Below are 17365 nucleotides of genomic sequence, written 5' to 3' on the forward strand. Positions count from 1 at the left end.
ACCCTCATCTGCGAAGAGCCCGTAAACCTCCATATCGCGCCCGGCACGAGACGGCTCCCAAGAGGCAAAGCCGCCATACCTGCCGGACTCGATCAAGGCCATGGCCTCGTCGAAGCCCTCGCGTTCGCGCCTGCGCCACTGCGAGGCCGACCGGTCAGCATCGCGGACGATCGCCTCCGGGTACCATTCGATCGGCAGGCACCAGCCGACCATGTCAGTGAGCTGGTCATCGATCGAGCGCATCAGCTTGTGCCGGTCCTGTGAGGCCCGCCCATACAGGATCGAAGCGGTCCAGTCGTCCTCGGCCATCTCCCGGAGTCGCTCGACCGCGGCCCGCAACTCCGGCGTGAGCAGCGGTAGCTCCAAGAGCCTGTTCGTCGTGGTCGTGTTGGTGTTCGTTGTGGTGGTGTTCATGGACATCAGGTGCGTCTGCCTTCCCTCTGCCCCTTGAACTTGATCGACGAGCCCACCACCGGCCTCGATCCCCGGGGTCGTCGCGACACCTGGGATGCCGTGAACTCCCTGACCGCAGACGGGGTGACGGTGCTGCTGACCACCCAGTACCTGGAGGAAGCCGATCAGCTCGCCGACTCGATCGCCGTGATCGACCACGGCTGGCTCGTCGCCGACGGCACCGCCGCCGCTCTCAAGGAGCGCGTCGGCGGCTCACGGATCGACATCGCCCTCGCGGACTCCGCGAACGGTGCCCCAGCACGAGCCGCCCTCGCGCGCGCCGGGTTCGAGGCCGAGCTCGACGAGCGGGGCACACGCCTCACGTTCGCCGTCGAGACCGGCGGCGCAGGACTCGCACACGTGTTGAGCGTGCTCGAGAGTCGGGGCATCGCCGTCGGCGAGGCGGCACTTCGCCGCCCCACGCTCGATGAGGTCTTCCTCGGTCTGACCGGCGGGCACGACGCCCCCGATACGACCGCGGATCTCGGCGATCCCGGGCCCCGCCCCGAAGAGCCCGCCGCCGCGCCGTCCGGGGCGAGGAGCTGAAGCCGGTGCGTGCCGTGCGCGACGGCTTCGTGATCGCACGACGCAACCTCATCGGTCTGCGCCGCACCCCCGGTGCTCTCGTCACGGGGATCGCGCAGCCGATCCTCTTCGTCATCATCCTGGCCTACGTGTTCGGCGGAACTCTCGGCGGAGGCGCCTACCGTGAGTACCTCGTCGGCGGCATCCTCGCCCAGACGCTGACCTTCAACTCCTCGTTCACCGCGGTGTATCTCGCCAAGGACCTGCAGTCCGGCCTGATCGACCGCTTCCGTGCCCTGCCGATGTCCCGGGTGGGGGTGATCCTCGGCCGCACCGTCTCCGACCTGGTCATGAGCGTGATCTCGGTGCTCGTCATCCTCGGCTGCGGGCTCGTGATTGGATGGCGGGCCTCCAACGGGCCCGGCTCCTTCCTGCTCGCCTGCGCGCTCCTGCTGCTGTTCGCCTTCGCCGTCTCGTGGGTGGGCGCCCTGATCGCGCTCACCGCGCGTTCCGTCGAGGTGGCACAGAGCCTGGGGCTGCTGTGGCTGTTCCCGGTGTGCTTCATCTCCGGAGCGTTCGTCTCCGCCGACTCGCTCCCCTCCGGTCTGCAGGGCATCGCCCGCTGGAACCCGGTCACCGCGGTCGCGACCGCCGCGCGGCAGGGATTCGGCAACGAGGTCCCGGTGGGTTTCGTGGGGCCGGGCGGCTGGCCGGGAGACAACCCCGTGCTGTACTCCGTCCTCTGCTGCGTCGCTCTCATCGCGGTCTTCGCCCCCGCAGCGGTCGTCCAGTACCGGCGCATCAGCCGTCGATGATCTGCATCCTGGGGACCACGGTCGAGTCGGTGCTCGATCGGGCGCGAACCGTCGGCGGCCCGGCCGCTCTCGTCTCCGCCGCGGACCTGGCCGCGGCCCGCGCACGACGCGGCGCTCACGGGGAGCGCACCCTCGCCGGTCGGGTCGCGCTGCGCCTGCTGCTCGCCCATGTGCAGGGCGACGAGCCTGCTGACGCCGCGCATCTGCCTGTGGACCGCACGTGCGAACGCTGTGGTGCCGACCATGGCCGGCCGCGCTCCCCCCGGGTATCCCTGTCCAGCTCGACCTCTCAGCGGCACGTCCTGGTCGCGGTCGGACCGGAGAAGGTGCGGATCGGGGTCGATGCGCAGGCGCTCCCCGCCTCGATCTGGCCGGGTTTCGACACGGCAGTCCTCCACCCGCGAGAGCACCGTCTCCACGACGATGGGGACGTCCGCGCTCGTATCGCGCTGTGGACCCGCAAGGAGGCCGTGCTGAAGGCGGCCGGCGTGGGCCTGCAAGTCGATCCCTCCCACCTCTGTCTGGAGCGCCGCCCCGTCCCGGACCGCAGCCAGCAGTCCTGGTGGACGGTCAGCGGGGAGTCGCCGCCGCAGCTTCAGGGGCTGCACGTCCGCGACCTTCCCGGCGCTGTGCCCCGTGCGCTCGCTGCCTCAGCGCCCTCGACAGTGCGAAGGATCGCCCTCGATGCGGTGCTGCCTCTCTCGTGAGCACCGGCGAGAGGGGGTGCCTCGGCCGATGGATGCACGGCGTCGAGCGCCGGAACGCGACGATGCCCCCGACCCGGAGGTCGAGGGCATCGCGTGCGAGGATCGGGCGGCGGGGCCGCCGATCAGCATTCCCGGGGAATGCTGCCGATCAGCGCTTGGAGTACTGCGGGGCCTTGCGGGCCTTCTTCAGACCAGCCTTCTTGCGCTCGATGATGCGAGCATCGCGCTTGAGGAAGCCGGCCTTCTTGAGGGTCGCGCGGTTGCTCTCCTCGTCGATCTGGTTCAGCGCGCGGGACACGCCGAGGCGCACGGCGCCGGCCTGTCCGGACGGGCCGCCACCGTGCACGCGCACGATGATGTCGAAGCGTCCCTTGAGGTCGAGGACCGTGAACGGGTCGTTGACCTCCTGCTGGTGCAGCTTGTTCGGGAAGTACTCCTCGAGGCTGCGGCCGTTGAGGGTCCACTGGCCGGAGCCGGGGACCAGACGGACGCGAGCGATGGCCTGCTTGCGACGGCCGGTGCCGTAGCCCGGCTCGATCGCGGACTGGCCGGCGCCGACAGCGGCTTCGCCGGTCGACTCGGTGGTGAAGCTCGTCGGGGCGGACTCGTCGGTCACGGCCTCGAGGTTCTCGGTGGTATCGGGGGTGGTCTCAGTCACGGTTCTCCTTGGTTCGTCCGTGCGGCAGGGCGGAGTGGCGGGACACCCGCTTACTGCGCCACCTGATCGATGGTGAACGGAACGGGCTGCTGAGCGGCATGCGGATGCTCGGAGCCCGAGTAGATCTTGAGCTTCTTGATCTGCTGATCAGCAAGCTTGTTCTTGGGGAGCATGCCGCGGATGGCCTTCTCCACTGCGCGCTCGGGGTTCTTCTCAAGCAGCTCGGAGTAGGGGGTTCCGCGGAGACCGCCCGGGTAGCCGGAGTGGCGGTAGGCCAGCTTGGCCTCCCGCTTGTTTCCGGTCAGCGCGACCTTGTCGGCATTGATGATGATCACGAAGTCGCCTGCATCCACATGGGGTGCGAAGACCGGCTTGTGCTTTCCCCGGAGGAGCTGAGCAGCCTGGGAAGCGAGCCGGCCGAGGACGACATCGTTTGCGTCAATGACGTACCAGGAACGCTCGACATCGCCGGGCTTCGGGGTGAACGTACGCACTCGTGCCTTCTTCTCTCGTCATGGTGCCCAGGCAGCATTCTGCTGACCAGGCACGGTTCGATGGACCGTGGGCACGCTTCCTTCGGGTGAAAAGCATGGCCCTGACCGTTGCACCCGGCCCGCTCCGCTCACGACGCGACGGCGGTCCTGGATGTGTGTGAGGTGCCCTTTCGCGCCGGGCGTGAGAGAACGGCTGCGGAATTGGGCACACATCGAGGCACAACGACCCCCAACGATAGGTCGTGCAGGACCCGACCGTCAACGCGAGCTGGGGTCATGCACCTGTGATCTGCGGCTCCTGGCGTGCGCTCGGACTGGCATCGCGCCAGCAGCATCAGGCCCGTCGGGTGCGGGCGATCGCAGCCCGGGCGGCGAGCTCCTCGTCGGGCGGGTAGGCGACATGATCGAGAGTGAGCCCGCGGGACGGGCACAGCGGCGCGGCCCCCAACCCCTCGCGGGTCGCGGCCTCGCGGGTCCGCGCGGAAAGCACCTCGGCCGGCCACTCCGGAGGGCGTCGGCCCTCTCCCACTCCGATCATCGCGCCGACCAGGGAGCGGACCATGTGATGACAGAAGGCGTCGGCGACGACGGTGGCGACGATCAGGCCCTCGTCGGCCTGCCCCTCCCCCGGCCGCTCCCAGCTCAGCTCGCGCAGCTCCCGGATCGTGGTCGCGCCCTCGCGCGGGCGGCAGTAGGACAGGAAGTCGTGCTCGCCGAGCAGGGCGCGGCTCGCCTCGGACATCGCCTCGACGTCAAGCGGTCGACGATGACGCAGGACGTCCCGGCGCAGCGGGTCATGGACGGCCGGACCATCGGAGATCCGGTAACGGTAGCGGCGCCACAGCGCGCCGAAACGGGCATCGAAGCTCGCGGGGACCTCGCGGACGATGTGGACGACGACGTCCGGGGGCAGCACTCCGGCCAGACGGGTCACCAGGGCATCGGCGGGGCTGCGGTCCGATCGGCCGGGCAGGGTCGCCAGCACGTCGCGGGGCACATCGAGGTGGCACACCTGACCGCGCGCATGGACTCCGGCATCGGTGCGCCCGGCGACGGTGAGCCGCAGCTCGGTGCGGGTGACCTGCGCGAGAGCCCGCTCCAGCTCGCCCTGCACGGTGCGCTGACCGGGCTGCGCGGCCCAGCCGTGGAAATCCGTGCCGTCGTACGAGAGGTCCAGACGCAGGCGGGCCATACCGGTCGGGCGACCCGCGGTGGTCGACGCGACCGACTCGGTCGGGACCGTCCACTCCACAGGCATCGCGGGAGCGGCGGGTCCCCGATCCCCGAACGACGCAGCGGAGTCAGCAGGCACAGCAGGCATGATCCAGAGCGTAGCGGCGGCGCCCGGGCGGTGCGATCGGCGAGGTCCGAAGAGACACGATCAACGGCTGCGAGGCGCCCGCGGCGCCGCAGTGCGGGCACTTGTCCGGGGTTCGACCCGTCCTCGGTACTGTGGCCCGCGTGAAGATCCTCGTCATCGGCTCCGGAGGCCGCGAGCATGCGATCATCCGTCGCCTCGCCGCCGACCGCCCCGCCCCTGAGCTCCACGCCGCCCCCGGCAATCCCGGGATCGCGGAGCTCGCCACCACTCACGACGTCACCGTCGGAGACCTCGACGGCCAGGTGCGCCTCGCGCAGGAGATCTCTCCGGACCTGGTGGTGATCGGGCCCGAGGCGCCGCTGGTCGCCGGGAGCGCGGATCGCCTGCTGGAGGCGGGATTCGCCGTTTTCGGCCCGACGGCCGCCGCCGCGCACCTCGAAGGCTCCAAGACCTGGGCGAAGGAGATCATGGCCGCGGCCGGTGTGCCGACCGCCGCCTCGGTCACCGTCACCGCCCCCGATCAGCTCGAGGCCGGGCTGGACCGGGTGAACCCGCTGGGAGATGTGCCGTTCGTGGTGAAGGCCGACGGCCTCGCCGCCGGCAAGGGCGTCGTGGTCACCTCCGATCGCGACGCCGCGATCACCCATGGGGCGGCCGTGCTCGTCGCCGGCGGCTCCGTGGTGCTCGAGGAGTACCTCGACGGCCCGGAGGTGTCCCTGTTCTGCGTGAGCGACGGGGTCCGCGTGGTGCCGCTCGAGCCGGCCCAGGATTTCAAGCGCGCCCTGGACGACGACGAAGGGCCGAACACCGGTGGAATGGGCGCCTACTCCCCGCTCCCCTGGGCTCCCGAGGGACTGGCCGACGAGGTCGTGCGCACCGTCGCCCAGCCCACCGTCGACGAGCTCGCCGCCAGGGGGATCCCCTTCACCGGCATCCTCTACTGCGGCCTCGCACTCACCGCCCGCGGCCTGCGCGTGGTGGAGTTCAACGCCCGCTTCGGCGATCCTGAGACCCAGGTGGTCCTCGAACGCCTCGCCTCTCCGCTCGGCCCGCTGCTGCTGGCAGCCGCCCAGGGCGACCTCGGCACGGTCGAGGAGCCCAGCTGGCACGACGGCGCCGCCGTGACTGTCGTGGTCGCCTCGGCCGGATACCCGGCCTCCGCACGCACCGGTGATCCGCTCACCGGGATCGACGCCGCCGAGCAGCAGGGCGCGCACGTGATCCACGCGGGCACCGCACGCGGTGAGGACGGTGTGCTGCGCAGCGCCGGCGGACGCGTGCTCACGGTGGTCGGCGCCGGGAGCGATCTCGAGTCCGCCCGCCGGGTCGCCCTGGCAGGTGCCGAGCGGATCGACCTCGCCGGCAGCTACCACCGCACGGACATCGCCCGCGCCGCCGCTGCGCAGGCACCGGCGCAACAGGCTCCGGCCGAGCAGCCCGCTTCGGGCTCTTCCGGCTCCGACCAGCTCGACCCACCCACCGACGACGACGGGGACTCCGCATGAGCACCACCACCTCCACGCCGCTGATCGAGGCTCCGGACCTTCCCGGCTGGGACCACGTCGTCACCGGCAAGGTCCGCGAGCTGTATGTCCCCGCGGGCACCGATCCGGCCACCGCCACCGAGGTGCTCGTGGTCGCCACCGACCGCATCAGCGCCTATGACCACTCGCTGCAGCCGGGCATCCCCGACAAGGGGCGCGTGCTCACCGCGATCAGCACCTTCTGGTTCGAGCAGCTGGCGGACCTCGTGCCCCATCACGTGATCTCCGCGACCGAGGTGCCCGGCGCCGTCGCCGGCCGCGCCCTGCGCTGCCGCGGCCTGGACATGGTGCCGCTGGAGTGCGTGGCACGCGGATACCTCACCGGATCGGGCCTGGCCGACTACCGGGCCGGCGGGTCCGTCGGCGGCCACGTGCTGCCCGGCGGCCTGGTCGACGCCTCCCGGCTGGATCCTGCGATCTTCACCCCCTCGACGAAGGCCGAGGCCGGGGAGCACGACGAGAACATCACCGTGGCCCAGGCGCGTGACCTGCTGGGCGAGGATCTCACCGCCGAGCTCGAGCGCCTCACCCTGGCGGTCTACGAGAAGGCAAGGGCGATCGCCGGCGAACGCGGGATCCTGCTGGCGGACACCAAGTTCGAGTTCGGCCACTCCCGCGTGGACGGCACGCTGATGCTCGGCGACGAGGTGCTCACCCCTGACTCGAGCCGCTTCTGGGACGCCGAGTCCTACGTCGAGGGCCGGGCCCAGCCCAGCCTGGACAAGCAGTTCGTGCGCGACTGGCTCACCTCCCGCGCCTCCGGCTGGCACAAGGGCTCGAACACTCCGCCGCCCGAGCTCCCCGCCGAGGTGGTCGCACAGACCCGTGCCCGCTACATCGAGGCCTACGAGCGGCTCACCGGCCAGACCTTCTGACCGGCGAGCGGCGCACGGGACGGTCGGTCTTCAGGCCGGCGAGCGTCTCACCGGCGCGTCCGCCGAACGGACGGACAGTTCGCCGACGCGGCCTCCGGGCGGACGGACAGTTCATCGGCGCGTCCATCTGACAGGTCGTCCTGGCGGGTCGCCGTCCCGACCGCGTCGCCCCTGGGGCCTCCTCCGGCTCGCTGCGCGCCCGGCCAGGTCGTCCCTTCAGTCCTCGATGAGCGGGACGAAGCGGAACGCGCCGTGCTCGGTGTCCCGCAGCTCGTCCCCGTCGCGCTCGACGCGATGCATCGTGGAGCCCACCGGGATCACCATCACCCCGCCGTCGGCCAGCTGCTCGAGCAGCGTAGATGGCATCTCGCGCGCTTCGGCGGAGACCAGGATGCGATCGAACGGGGCATCCTCCGGTGCCCCGAGCACGCCCGGGCGTGCGAGCCGGATCTCCGTCCGGGCCTCGTGGTCCGTGGTGGCGAGTGCTCGCCGCGACGGCTCGATCAGCGCCTCCTGACGCTCCACCCCGATCACCGCGCCCTCGGGGCCGACGAGGTGTGCGAGCAGCGCCGTCGTCCACCCCGAGCCGGAGCCGAGATCGAGCACGCGGCTGCCCGGCTTCACGTCGAGCAGCCGGAGCATCGCCCCGACGGTGAAGGGCTGCGAATTCGTCTGCCCCTGGCCGATCGGGAGCGGGGCGTCGCGGCTCGCTCGGTGCCGCTGGTCAGCAGGCAGGAACGGAGCACGCGGCACGACACGGAAAGCACGATCGACGCTGTCGTCGTGAGCCATGATGACCTCCTCAGCTGCGCACGAGGTCGACGAGACCGTCGGCCGGCCAGTCGCGCACCTCAGTGCCCTCCGGCGCGAGGGCGGTGGATTGGCGCAGATAGATCGGGCGGCCCACCTCGCTGGCCACCGCGTCGTGCACCGGCAGCGCGAGACGGGGGCGGACGGTGCGCAGGAAGTCGATGGTCTCGGACATCTTCGACCAGGGCGCGACCACGGCGAAGGCGAGGGCGTCGATGCCGTGGAACTCCTCGACGGGCTCGAGGGAGTCTCCGGTGACGCCGAGCCTCGGCCCGTCTCCTGCGGAGAGGACCAGCCCGGTGTTGCCCACCCGGGGGATGTCGGGATGGATGATCGCGTGCTGGCCTCCCACGGCCTGGATCCGCAGCGCGTCGTAATCCTCGACCTGAGCGAACTCGTGGACCTTGCCGGCTGGCAGCGGGAGCAGTCGCTCGGGGCCGAGCGCCGGGGCGTCCTCGCCGGTCTCCCCCGGCTCACCGAGCAGCTCCGCCGTGCCGGGCTCGGCGATCACCACCGCCTGCGGGCTCGCGGCGAGCACCTCGCCGAGCAGGCCGCGGTCGAGGTGATCCGGATGCTGATGCGTGATGGCGACGGCGTCGATCCCCGCGAGCACCTCGGAGCCCAGCGCACGGACCGCGTCGCCGCTGAAGCCGCCGGCGTCGATCAGCAGCCGACGGCCCGCCGTCTCGACGAGCAGGCAGGAGTGGACGAGGTGACGGATCTTCATGGCTGCCTCCAGGGATACGAGTGCGGGGAGCTGTCTTCTCGAACGTAGCGCTGATCACCATCCGGCGCGAGGGGTCCCGCACACCGGGAACCTGATGGTCGGGCCTCTGCCACGGCGGATGCCAGACGGGACGTCGTCCATGGTGGGCAGTCACGCGCGGGCGCCCCGAGGCTCGGTACGATGGCCCGGTCGGCACCGATCCGTCGGTGAGCTCGGGAACGACTCCCGCCCGCCCTGCAGCATCCACCCGTCCGGCACGCACCGTGTGCGGCCGTCGTCCTCCAGGAGAGCACCCATGCCCCGCGTCGTGGTCCATGTCATGCCGAAGCCGGAGATCCTCGACCCCCAGGGCAAGGCCGTCGCTGCGGCGCTGCCGCGCCTGGGCTTCGAAGGCATCAGCTCCGTGCGTCAGGGCAAGCGGTTCGAGCTCGAGGTCGAGGGCGAGGTCACCGACGAGGTGCTCGCCTCCCTCCGCGAGGCCGCCACCACCCTGCTGTCCAACCCGGTGATCGAGGACGTCATCGCCCTCGAGGTCGAGGACTCCGCCGCGGAGGGCCAGGCCTGATGCGCATCGGTGTGGTGACCTTCCCGGGCACGCTGGATGATCGCGATGCCCTGCGCGCCGTACGGCTCGCCGGCGGCGAGCCCGTCGCGCTGTGGCACGGCGAGGACGACCTCCAGGACGTCGATGCGATCGTGCTGCCCGGCGGCTTCAGCTACGGCGACTACCTGCGTGCGGGCGCGATCAGCCGCTTCGCACCGGTGATGGACAAGGTCGTCGACGCCGCCCAGGGCGGCATGCCGGTGCTCGGCATCTGCAACGGCTTCCAGGTGCTGTGCGAGACGCACCTGCTGCCCGGCGCGATGATCAAGAACGCGCACCGTTCGTTCATCTGCCGCGATCAGCCGCTGCGAGTCGAGAACGTCCGCACCGCGTGGACGGCTGACTACCAGCAGGACCAGGTCATCCGGGTTCCGCTGAAGAACCAGGACGGTCAGTACGTGGCCGACGAGCGCACGCTCGACGAGCTCGAGGGCGAGGGTCGCGTGGTGTTCCGCTATGCCGCCGGTGCCACCCACGGCCCGGCCGGCTTCGAGTCGAACCCCAACGGCTCCCGTCACGACATCGCCGGCGTCACCAACGCCGCAGGCAACGTCGTGGGGCTCATGCCGCATCCGGAGCACGCCGTGGAGGCCGGGTTCGGCCCGGACGAGCCCGGCGCGGGCACCCGCACGGGCACGGATGGTCTGAGCATGTTCACCTCGGTGCTGCGGAGCCTCGTGGCCTGACGTTCAGCACCACGCCGCGGCGCGGCGCCGCGCACAGGGACGCATGACCCACCGACCCACGGCCCCACCGACGCACGGAGCCAGGGAGCCACGGATCCAGGAACGTATGACGGAGCGCCGCTCCACCTTCGGGTGGGGCGGCGCTCCTGTCTCGCCCCTCTCCCACCGCGCGATTTCTCCCCCGTCCCCACCTCCTCACCGAGAAATGTCCGCCAGCGACCGATGTCAGCACGCACATCGGTCGTACGCGCACAAAACTGCGGCCCCGCACCGCGGCCCGGTGGCTACCGCGCCGTGGACTGGGCCGCACCGCGGTGAACTGGGTCGCGTCGCGGCGAGCTGAGCCGCGCCGCCGTGGCCGGGCGGTGGGATGCTGTGCGCCGGGCTGGGGCGCAGAGCGCTCGGTTCCAGCGTGCTCGGGCGCAGCGCACTCGGCGCCAGCATGTTCAGCGCCAGCGCACTCGGTGCGAGCGGGCTCGGAGCCCGTCCGGCTCAGGCGCGCTGAGCGGACAGCACCGTGAAGCGCCGGTCGCGGGCACGCTGACGCACGGGCCCCACGCGCCGCTCCACCTCGGTGCGGAAACGCAGATGTGAGTTGTGCACGAACCACAGCTGCCCGCCCGGTCGCAGCACGCGCGAGGCGGCGTCGAGCAGGCCCTGCACGAGCGTCGCGTCGATCGCGGTGCCGTCGTGGAAGGGCGGGTTCAGCAGCACCAGGTCCACGCTGCGGTCCTGCAGCTGGGAGATCGCATCGTCCCAGGTGACCTGCACGTCCTCCCGATCAAGTCCGTTCGCGGCCAGGGTCGCGCGGGTGGAGAGCACGGCGTCGGTGTCGTCGTCGCTGCCCAGCACGGCGGATTCCGGGAGCGCGGCGGCGAGGTAGGCGCTCAGCAGGCCGTTCCCGCAGCCGAGGTCCACTGCGGTCGTGACCGGCTCCTCCTCGGTGGCGAGCTCGCCGGCTGCGACGGCCTGGTCCAGTGTCTGCAGCAGCAGTCGACTGCCGGCGTCGGCCCGCGCCCCGCCGAACACCGCGCCGGTGGCGCGCAGGGACACGGGGCGCTGCTGGCCGCGCACCGCGACCTGGGACGAGCCCTCGGCGACCGACGGGCCGGCGGGCCGTTCGCGCAGGACGCTGCCGATGAGGGCGCGGGATTTCCCGATCCCCCGACTGGCGCGGACCTCGGAGAAGACTGTGGCGAGCACGTCGTTCTGGTTCCGGGACATGTGCTTGACCCGGCCACCGGCGACAACTCGGAGGCTCGACTGCTCCCGGGCACCGATCGGCGCCGCGAGGCTGCGCACGCGGTGCTCGAGGGCGTGCAGGGCCTTGGGCAGACGCATCAGCGCCACCACGTGATCGCCGACCTCGGACACGGCATCCTCGAGCGACACAGCCTGCGGGCCGGACGGGACCCGCAGCAGACCGCTGTCGACCTGCTCGGCGAACCGCTGCCTCAGCCCGGAGGCCACGGCATAGGAGGACGCCCAGCTGAGCACCGTCGCGTCGGACTGCTCGGAGATCGCGGCGAGCGCGTAAGCGGTCAGCTCGCCGGTGACGTCGTCGATGGCGATCAGGGCGTCGGATCCGCCGATGCCGATCTCCTCGGCCGCGCTGATGATGACGCGGTCGGTCTGGGCCGGGCCCTGCGGCTGCGGCGGGGTGGACCGTTCCGAGGCGCCGACGCCGCGGCGCCGGGGTGCGTCGAACCCGTCGGTGTCGGGCCCCTCCGCGTGGCGGCCGTCACCCGCGAAGTCCTCGTCGCTCAGCAGGGGCTCGTGCTCGGCAGGAGTATGGGGCACAGGATCAGTCCTTCGGAAGTCCGATACGGCCGCGGGAGCGCAGCCGACCGTTCGGGAGTGCGGGGGCAGGCAGTGCTGCGGGGGTGTGCGGGGCGAACGGGCCGTACTGCTCGGCATCGGCCGCGAGGCCGCCCCGGGTTCTGGCCTTCGGAGGGATCGGGGCCTCGGCGAGCGTACCCTCCACACCGATCTCCGCCTGGTAGCGGGCCCGGAACTGCACGATCTCGTCGTGGGTGCGCCCCACGAAGTTCCACCACATGAGGATGTCCTCGCCCAGCGGCTCCCCGCCCAGCAGCATCACCCGCAGGTCCTCGTCGCCGGCGGCCTGCACCTGCAGGTGATCCACATGGTCCGGCAGCACGGCGAGCTCTCGTGGGTGCACGTCGGTCTCGCGGGAGCGCGCGTCGGTCTCGACGGAGCGTGCGCCGGGCCCGTCCGCACCCGGCTGCGTCCCGTCGGCGCTCTCTGCGGGCGCCTCGCCCTGGCGCCCGCTCGCCCCGGGGCCGTCGGCCGGTCGCCCGTCGGCGGCGAGGCGGGCCGTGCCGCGATCCACGAGCACCCCGTACTCGTGCCCTGGGTCCAGCTCCACCTGCAGCCGGTGCCCGGCGCGCAGGTCGATCTGGACCATGCTCAGCGCCGTGTCGGTGACCAGGGGGCTGGCATCCTCCAGCACCTCGCCGTTCTCGTCCGTCGCGCGGAACCTGCCCAGGCCCACCCGCGCCGCGGCGGCCGACGTACGGCGCGGGCGGGGAGTGTGCAGGGCGAACTCCCGGTCCCGGAAGCGTGCGCGGTCCGGCAGCGCATACCAGAGCTGCACGCCGTGCAGGACGGTCGTGTCCAGGGTGGAGAACTCGGAGTGGGTGATCCCCGAGCCTGCGACCATGAGGTCCACGTCGCCGGGTCGCACCAGGGCGTGGTGGCCGATCGAGTCGCGATGGGTGATCGCGCCCTCGAACAGCCAGGAGACGGTGGCCAGACCGGTATGGGGATGCCGGGCGACACGCATGCCGTCGCCCGCCGAGAGGTCGTCGGGCCCGAAATGATCGGCGAAGCACCAGGCGCCGATCAGCGAGGTCCGGCGGGCGGGCAGGGTGCGGTGCACGGTCATTCCGCGCGGCCCGCCGAGCGGGACCTCACGGGGGTCCAGCAGAACGAAGTCCTCGAAGGCGCTCATCGCTCGAGTGTAGGCAGAGACCCACACGCTCCGCAGGCTGTCGGTGTCGGGGGCCGCCTGCGTACTGTGACCCCATGTCACCGCAGACCTCTCCCGCCGCACAGCTGCTCCGGAGCGCCGTCGAGGATGGTGTGGTGCCCGGTGGCGTGATCGCCGTCGGCCCGGACCCGGAGCCCTTCGCCGCGGGGTCGATGGCGCTGGGCGGCGAGCCGATGCGCACCGACGCGATCTTCCGCATCCAGTCGATGACCAAGCTCGTCACCACGGTCGCCGCGCTGCGCCTGGTGGCCGAGGGAACGCTCGCTCTCGACACCCCGGTGGCGTCGTGGCTGCCGGAGCTCGCGGCTCCGCGCGTGCTCCCCCGCCCTGATGCTCCGCTCGAGGAGGCGATCCCCGCGCGCACCCCGATCACGCTGCGCCATCTGCTCACCAACACCTCGGGGTACGGCATGATCCTCGCGGACTCGCCCCTGCAGCGGGCGATGACGGCCGGCGGGACCGAGGCCGGCCCTCAGCCGCCGACGCTCGGGGCCGACGACTGGCTCGCCGCCCTCTCCTCCCTGCCCCTGGTGGGCGAGCCGGGAACGGTGTGGCGGTATCACCACTCCTTCGGTCTGCTGGGGATCCTCCTGTCCCGGCTCAGCGGGATGAGCACCGGCGAGCACCTCGAGCGCACGCTGTTCACGCCACTGGGCATGCGCGACACCGGATATTTCGTCCCGGCCCGGTCGGCGCACCGGCTGCCCGCCTCCTATGCCGCCGACGACGGAAGCCTGGTCGAGCGGGAACCGGCCGGCGGCGGCTTCCACGTGGGCCCGCCGCCCTACGACATGAGCCACAGCGAGCTGCTCTCCACCGCTCCCGACTACCTGCGGTTCCTGCGCGCCCTCCGCGACGGAGAGCTGCTCTCCCCGCGGTTCCTGCAGCTGCTGAGCACCGACCAGGTGCCCGACGCCGTGAAGCAGCCGGACTCCTTCTTCCCCGGCTTCTGGGAGCGGACCGGGTGGGGTTTCGGAGTCTGCGTGGTCACCGGCGGCCCGCACCGGGGCCGCTGGGGCTGGTCCGGCGGGGCGGGCACCGACTTCTTCGTCGATCCCGACGGGACCCTCGGACTGCTCCTGACCCAGGTGGAGATCGGCGAGCGCCTCGCGCCGCTGCTGGAGGCCTACGGCGAGCCAGCCGCGCCCTCCCGGCATCTGCCGGGCTGACACGAGCCGACCGCGCCCGCCCCGCACCTGATGGGCCGACACGGCCGGTCAGTTCAAGTCCCCCCTCGCGCACGAATGGAAAATGGTCTCTGATCAGGAGTTTTACACTCCAGGTCGGGGGCCATTTTCGTTGGAGGTGCTAGAAAAAGTGCTAAGCGTTCCCGAGGTGGGCGGCGAAGCGGTCTACGGCCGACCTCTGCATGGTCGGGGTGACGTGGGAGTAGATGTTCATCGTCGTCGTGATCGTTGAGTGTCCCAACCGCTCTTGGACGATCTTGGGGTGCACGCCCATCTCCAGCAGCAGGGTCGCGTGGGTGTGACGCAGCCCCTTGATCGTGACGCGGTGCATGGTGTCGTACTTCTTGGTGAGCCAGTTCATGCGGCGATCCCAGCGGCTGGTCATCGCGTCGGGTGAGCGGAGCTTGCCGTCGTCGTCGCCGAAGATGTAGGCGTCGGCCTTGGCAAGGGTGAACGAGAGTTCCGCGCGGGCGACCTTGTAGGAGGCGAGCACTTTCAGGGTGTCTTCGTCCACGTCGATCACGCGGGCGTTGCCGGTCTTCGTGGTCTTGGTCTTTGTCCAGTCGTCGGTATCGACCGCGCGGCGGATGCTGACCCGCATCGTCTTGGTGTTGAGGTCGCTCCATTTCAGGGCGAGGGCTTCGCTTCTGCGCATGCCCGTGTAGGCGATGAGGCGCCACAGCGGGAACAGCTCGTCTTCCCGCTCGTCGCGGTTCCAGGTGAGGAACAGGGTGAGCTGGTCGGCGCTCCAGGTGACGATCTCGGGTTTCTGCGCCCGCACTTCGCTCGTGGTCGGGGCCTTGACGGTGCGCTTCTCCTTCGCCGGGTTCACTGTCAGGTGTCCGTCGTCGATCGCGGCGTCGAGGATCGCGCCGAGTACGACGTGCACCTTGTGGACGCTGTTGGCCGACAGCGGTTTGCCCTTGCCGTACTCGTCTTTGCGGCCGTGATCTTCGAGGTCGCGGTAGTGGCGGGCGATCCTGGTGGCGGTGAGTTTGTCGAGCCGGATCGTGCCGAGCTGGGGCTTGATGTGGTTGCGGATGATCTTCTTGTACCCCTTGATCGTGGATGCCGCGAGCTTCAACCCGGCCACCCACTCATCCGCGTACGCGCCCAGGGTGGGCACCTTGTTGCCGAACTTCTCGTTCTGCTTGCGCTGCTTCAACGCTTCCTGCAAGGCGTCGTTGGCCTCGTCGGTGCTGGTGAACCCGGAACGTGTGAGGCGGCGCGATCCCATCTCGGGGTACTCGGGGTCTTTCAGGACGTAGATCTGGAACCGCCACCGTTTGCCCTTGTCGGTGTCGTAGGCCTGGATCGAGCCGGGCTGCCGGGAACGGGAACGACGCTGCTGCTTCTCACCCCCACTGTTCTGCTCGGCGGGCTGCTTCGTCGTCGTCATTTCATCTGCTCCTTCGCTCGGGTGGTCGATTGGGCTGCTAGCTCTCGCCGAACGGCCGGGCGTCGGGGTCGAGGTGCAGCAGGCGCAGGTTGGCGTGCTGGAGGCGTTCGCGGTAGCGCTCGATGCGTTCCTGGTAGTGGGGGCCGAACGCGGCCATCGCGGTCTCACTGTCCTTGTAGGAGTCGAGTTTGAGTTTCGCGGTCTCGATCTCGTACAGCGCCTCCTGTGCCTGCCTCTGCCAGTAGGCCACGAGCCCGGCGTGCGTGAGGGCGGTGGCCCCGGCCAGCCACGCCTGCACTTCCTCCGACGTGTGTCCGGCGGGTACGCCGGTGAATGCCGATTCGTCTTCGGGCGGGGCCAGGAGCGCGGCCGGGGTGGTGCCGAGGGCGTAGGCGATCGCGGTGAGGTCGTCCACGTCCACGCGCCGGTCGCCCAGCTCCACCTTGCTCACCCCGGAGACGGAGAGCTTCCGGCCCGCCTCGGTGAGTTTCTGCGAGAGGGTGCGCAAGTCCATGCCGATGGACTGCCGTGCTTTCCTGACGTTGTGCGCGACGTAGCTGTTCGTGAGTCCGGCGGGGTTCCCCCGCATCCGTTCGTTCTCCATATAGGAAAACTACACCGCGACTCTTGACAATGCAATCCCTGGCGCGGATGATAGTGGAACTCCTCTTCTCGCGCGCGAACTCGAACGGATGGTGTGATGATGCGGCAGAGCACGCTGGACATGGAAGACCTGCGCGGGCGGCGCAGCCTGGTCATCACCCGGAAAGAGGCCGCCGAGGCGCTCGGGGTTGATCCGCGTACGATCACAACGAGCATCAACGAGGGCACGATCCCGTCGGTGAAGCTCGGACGGCGGGTCGTGATCCCGCGCGAGAAGTTCCTCGCGCTCTTCGCCGACGCGACGCCCGGTGATGATGCCTGACGCGCTGGGTGGGGGTGCCGATTCGGCACCGCCGTACTCACGGCGTTAGCCGTCGAGCCAGTGCTCCCAGTACTTCGGCTTGCGCCGGTTGTGCGCGTAGGCGACGATCACGACCTCGGTGTCGGTGAGGTAGTAGAGCACCCGGTAGGGAAACACGCGCACGCTTGCGCTTCTCACTACGGGCAACTCATTCCAACCGGGAAACACCCGAGCGGCTTCCGGCCAATCGAGCACCTGCCACTCTGTAGCCCCAACCTCGGAAAGAAAGTCATCGCCTAGGTCTGTACGCGCTGCTTCGTACCACTCGGCAGCTTCGAACAGTTCCGACGCGGCTTCGGGATGGATGCGGCGCGTCAGCGTCACTTGCGCATCGCCGCGAGTTTGGCCCGAATCTGCGCGTGAACCTCGTCCGCGTCGAGCAGTTCGATTTTGCCGCTCTCGATGTCGTCAATGCGACGGCGAAGCTCCGAACGCCAGGCCGTATCGACCTCGGCCTGCTCATCGGCACTGATCTGCTGGAGCGCGACCGCAGCAAGCTCACGCTCATCAGCAGAGAGGCTACGGCCTTCTGCGATGTACTCTGCGAGCTTCGGCGTCATGCCCTAAGTCTACCGCTGAGAGC

At 70.5% G+C, this 17365-nt stretch carries 21 protein-coding genes; 9 read left to right on the forward strand and 12 right to left on the reverse strand.

Going from position 1 to position 17365, the window contains the following annotated elements; translation table 11 throughout:
* Positions 1-420 (reverse strand): recombinase family protein (locus tag CIK71_RS00440; protein ID WP_176485487.1); only part of this gene is annotated, 420 nt, incomplete at its 3' end.
* A 27-nt stretch (positions 421-447) separates the two neighbouring features.
* On the opposite strand from CIK71_RS00440, the gene CIK71_RS00445 reads away from it, so the two are divergent.
* Genes CIK71_RS00445 through CIK71_RS00455 form a run of 3 tightly spaced genes read left to right on the forward strand, consistent with a single transcriptional unit; the run spans position 448 to position 2500 of the window.
* The gene (locus CIK71_RS00445; protein WP_096163227.1) at positions 448-999 is read left to right on the forward strand and encodes an ATP-binding protein DrrA1-3 family domain-containing protein; all 552 of its coding nucleotides are present in this window, start codon (positions 448-450) and stop codon (positions 997-999) included.
* Between the two features lie 5 nt (positions 1000-1004).
* Complete coding sequence (locus CIK71_RS00450; protein WP_096163228.1) at positions 1005-1793, forward strand: ABC transporter permease; 789 nt, start codon at positions 1005-1007, stop codon at positions 1791-1793.
* Complete coding sequence (locus CIK71_RS00455; protein WP_096163229.1) at positions 1790-2500, forward strand: 4'-phosphopantetheinyl transferase family protein; 711 nt, start codon at positions 1790-1792, stop codon at positions 2498-2500. The genes CIK71_RS00450 and CIK71_RS00455 overlap by 4 nt, the downstream gene beginning before the upstream one ends.
* A gap of 148 nt (positions 2501-2648) precedes the next feature.
* On the opposite strand, the gene rpsI is transcribed toward CIK71_RS00455, so the two are convergent.
* The 3 genes from rpsI to truA all read right to left on the reverse strand — a co-directional run bounded on the left by rpsI (position 2649) and on the right by truA (position 4844).
* Complete coding sequence (gene rpsI, locus CIK71_RS00460; protein WP_096163230.1) at positions 2649-3158, reverse strand: 30S ribosomal protein S9; 510 nt, start codon at positions 3156-3158, stop codon at positions 2649-2651.
* A gap of 50 nt (positions 3159-3208) precedes the next feature.
* Complete coding sequence (gene rplM / locus CIK71_RS00465) at positions 3209-3652, reverse strand: 50S ribosomal protein L13 (protein ID WP_096163231.1); 444 nt, start codon at positions 3650-3652, stop codon at positions 3209-3211.
* A 334-nt stretch (positions 3653-3986) separates the two neighbouring features.
* Positions 3987-4844, reverse strand: a complete 858-nt coding sequence (gene truA / locus CIK71_RS00470; RefSeq protein ID WP_245857251.1) for a tRNA pseudouridine(38-40) synthase TruA — start codon at positions 4842-4844, stop codon at positions 3987-3989.
* 269 nt (positions 4845-5113) lie between these two features.
* Here truA and purD point away from each other — a divergent pair, with 269 nt between their 5' ends.
* Together purD and CIK71_RS00480 are read left to right on the forward strand one after the other, a co-directional pair.
* Entirely contained in the window at positions 5114-6478 is a 1365-nt protein-coding gene (gene purD / locus CIK71_RS00475) for a phosphoribosylamine--glycine ligase (RefSeq protein WP_096163232.1), read from the forward strand.
* Complete coding sequence (locus CIK71_RS00480; protein ID WP_096163233.1) at positions 6475-7392, forward strand: phosphoribosylaminoimidazolesuccinocarboxamide synthase; 918 nt, start codon at positions 6475-6477, stop codon at positions 7390-7392. Before purD ends, CIK71_RS00480 begins: the two co-directional genes overlap by 4 nt.
* Positions 7393-7608: 216 nt before the next feature.
* Here CIK71_RS00480 and CIK71_RS00485 read toward each other — a convergent pair whose 3' ends face one another.
* Positions 7609-8184 (reverse strand): protein-L-isoaspartate O-methyltransferase family protein, encoded by a 576-nt coding sequence (locus CIK71_RS00485; protein ID WP_096163234.1) that lies wholly within the window; start codon positions 8182-8184, stop codon positions 7609-7611.
* Positions 8185-8194: 10 nt separating this feature from the next.
* Positions 8195-8929, reverse strand: coding sequence for an MBL fold metallo-hydrolase (locus CIK71_RS00490; RefSeq protein ID WP_096163235.1), 735 nt, complete (start codon positions 8927-8929; stop codon positions 8195-8197).
* 295 nt (positions 8930-9224) lie between these two features.
* Between CIK71_RS00490 and purS the strand changes: the two genes are divergently transcribed.
* A complete protein-coding gene (purS, locus tag CIK71_RS00495) occupies positions 9225-9494 on the forward strand; it encodes a phosphoribosylformylglycinamidine synthase subunit PurS (RefSeq protein ID WP_096163236.1) in 270 nt (89 codons plus the stop codon).
* A complete protein-coding gene (gene purQ / locus CIK71_RS00500; RefSeq protein ID WP_096163237.1) occupies positions 9494-10219 on the forward strand; it encodes a phosphoribosylformylglycinamidine synthase subunit PurQ in 726 nt (241 codons plus the stop codon). The genes purS and purQ overlap by 1 nt, the downstream gene beginning before the upstream one ends.
* A 492-nt stretch (positions 10220-10711) precedes the next feature.
* Here the strand turns inward: purQ and CIK71_RS00505 are convergent, their stop codons facing one another.
* Positions 10712-12019, reverse strand: a complete 1308-nt coding sequence (locus CIK71_RS00505) for a class I SAM-dependent methyltransferase (protein ID WP_241964248.1) — start codon at positions 12017-12019, stop codon at positions 10712-10714.
* A 4-nt stretch (positions 12020-12023) separates the two neighbouring features.
* Positions 12024-13193, reverse strand: coding sequence for a pirin family protein (locus tag CIK71_RS00510; RefSeq protein ID WP_096163239.1), 1170 nt, complete (start codon positions 13191-13193; stop codon positions 12024-12026).
* Between the two features lie 74 nt (positions 13194-13267).
* On the opposite strand from CIK71_RS00510, the gene CIK71_RS00515 reads away from it, so the two are divergent.
* Positions 13268-14401, forward strand: a complete 1134-nt coding sequence (locus CIK71_RS00515; protein WP_096163240.1) for a serine hydrolase domain-containing protein — start codon at positions 13268-13270, stop codon at positions 14399-14401.
* 151 nt (positions 14402-14552) lie between these two features.
* On the opposite strand, the gene CIK71_RS00520 is transcribed toward CIK71_RS00515, so the two are convergent.
* Together CIK71_RS00520 and CIK71_RS00525 are read right to left on the reverse strand one after the other, a co-directional pair.
* Entirely contained in the window at positions 14553-15818 is a 1266-nt protein-coding gene (locus CIK71_RS00520) for a tyrosine-type recombinase/integrase (RefSeq protein ID WP_096163241.1), read from the reverse strand.
* Between the two features lie 37 nt (positions 15819-15855).
* Positions 15856-16422 carry a helix-turn-helix domain-containing protein gene (locus tag CIK71_RS00525; protein ID WP_096163242.1) on the reverse strand — a complete coding sequence of 189 codons (567 nt, stop codon included), beginning with the start codon at positions 16420-16422 and terminating at the stop codon, positions 15856-15858.
* A gap of 96 nt (positions 16423-16518) precedes the next feature.
* Here CIK71_RS00525 and CIK71_RS00530 point away from each other — a divergent pair, with 96 nt between their 5' ends.
* Positions 16519-16743 (forward strand): helix-turn-helix domain-containing protein, encoded by a 225-nt coding sequence (locus CIK71_RS00530; protein WP_199586364.1) that lies wholly within the window; start codon positions 16519-16521, stop codon positions 16741-16743.
* 45 nt (positions 16744-16788) lie between these two features.
* Here the strand turns inward: CIK71_RS00530 and CIK71_RS00535 are convergent, their stop codons facing one another.
* A complete protein-coding gene (locus CIK71_RS00535) occupies positions 16789-17106 on the reverse strand; it encodes a type II toxin-antitoxin system RelE/ParE family toxin (RefSeq protein ID WP_096163243.1) in 318 nt (105 codons plus the stop codon).
* Positions 17103-17342 carry an addiction module protein gene (locus CIK71_RS00540; protein WP_096163244.1) on the reverse strand — a complete coding sequence of 80 codons (240 nt, stop codon included), beginning with the start codon at positions 17340-17342 and terminating at the stop codon, positions 17103-17105. Before CIK71_RS00540 ends, CIK71_RS00535 begins: the two co-directional genes overlap by 4 nt.
* Between the last annotated feature and the right edge of the window lie 23 nt (positions 17343-17365).

This window comes from Brachybacterium alimentarium (genome assembly GCF_002332425.1).
GTDB classification, from domain to species: Bacteria; Actinomycetota; Actinomycetes; order Actinomycetales; family Dermabacteraceae; genus Brachybacterium; species Brachybacterium alimentarium.

Excerpts from the sequence above, each read along its gene's own strand:
- truA (WP_245857251.1), bottom strand. The coding sequence starts at position 4,844 with ATGGCCCGCCTGCGTCTGGACCTCTCGTACGACGGCACGGATTTCCAC.
- CIK71_RS00485 (WP_096163234.1), bottom strand. The coding sequence starts at position 8,184 with ATGGCTCACGACGACAGCGTCGATCGTGCTTTCCGTGTCGTGCCGCGT.
- CIK71_RS00530 (WP_199586364.1), top strand. The coding sequence starts at position 16,519 with ATGATGCGGCAGAGCACGCTGGACATGGAAGACCTGCGCGGGCGGCGC.
- CIK71_RS00510 (WP_096163239.1), bottom strand. The coding sequence starts at position 13,193 with ATGAGCGCCTTCGAGGACTTCGTTCTGCTGGACCCCCGTGAGGTCCCG.
- CIK71_RS00455 (WP_096163229.1), top strand. The coding sequence starts at position 1,790 with ATGATCTGCATCCTGGGGACCACGGTCGAGTCGGTGCTCGATCGGGCG.
- CIK71_RS00540 (WP_096163244.1), bottom strand. The coding sequence starts at position 17,342 with ATGACGCCGAAGCTCGCAGAGTACATCGCAGAAGGCCGTAGCCTCTCT.
- CIK71_RS00490 (WP_096163235.1), bottom strand. The coding sequence starts at position 8,929 with ATGAAGATCCGTCACCTCGTCCACTCCTGCCTGCTCGTCGAGACGGCG.
- CIK71_RS00480 (WP_096163233.1), top strand. The coding sequence starts at position 6,475 with ATGAGCACCACCACCTCCACGCCGCTGATCGAGGCTCCGGACCTTCCC.
- CIK71_RS00520 (WP_096163241.1), bottom strand. The coding sequence starts at position 15,818 with ATGACGACGACGAAGCAGCCCGCCGAGCAGAACAGTGGGGGTGAGAAG.
- CIK71_RS00525 (WP_096163242.1), bottom strand. The coding sequence starts at position 16,422 with ATGGAGAACGAACGGATGCGGGGGAACCCCGCCGGACTCACGAACAGC.
- CIK71_RS00515 (WP_096163240.1), top strand. The coding sequence starts at position 13,268 with ATGTCACCGCAGACCTCTCCCGCCGCACAGCTGCTCCGGAGCGCCGTC.
- purQ (WP_096163237.1), top strand. The coding sequence starts at position 9,494 with ATGCGCATCGGTGTGGTGACCTTCCCGGGCACGCTGGATGATCGCGAT.
- purS (WP_096163236.1), top strand. The coding sequence starts at position 9,225 with ATGCCCCGCGTCGTGGTCCATGTCATGCCGAAGCCGGAGATCCTCGAC.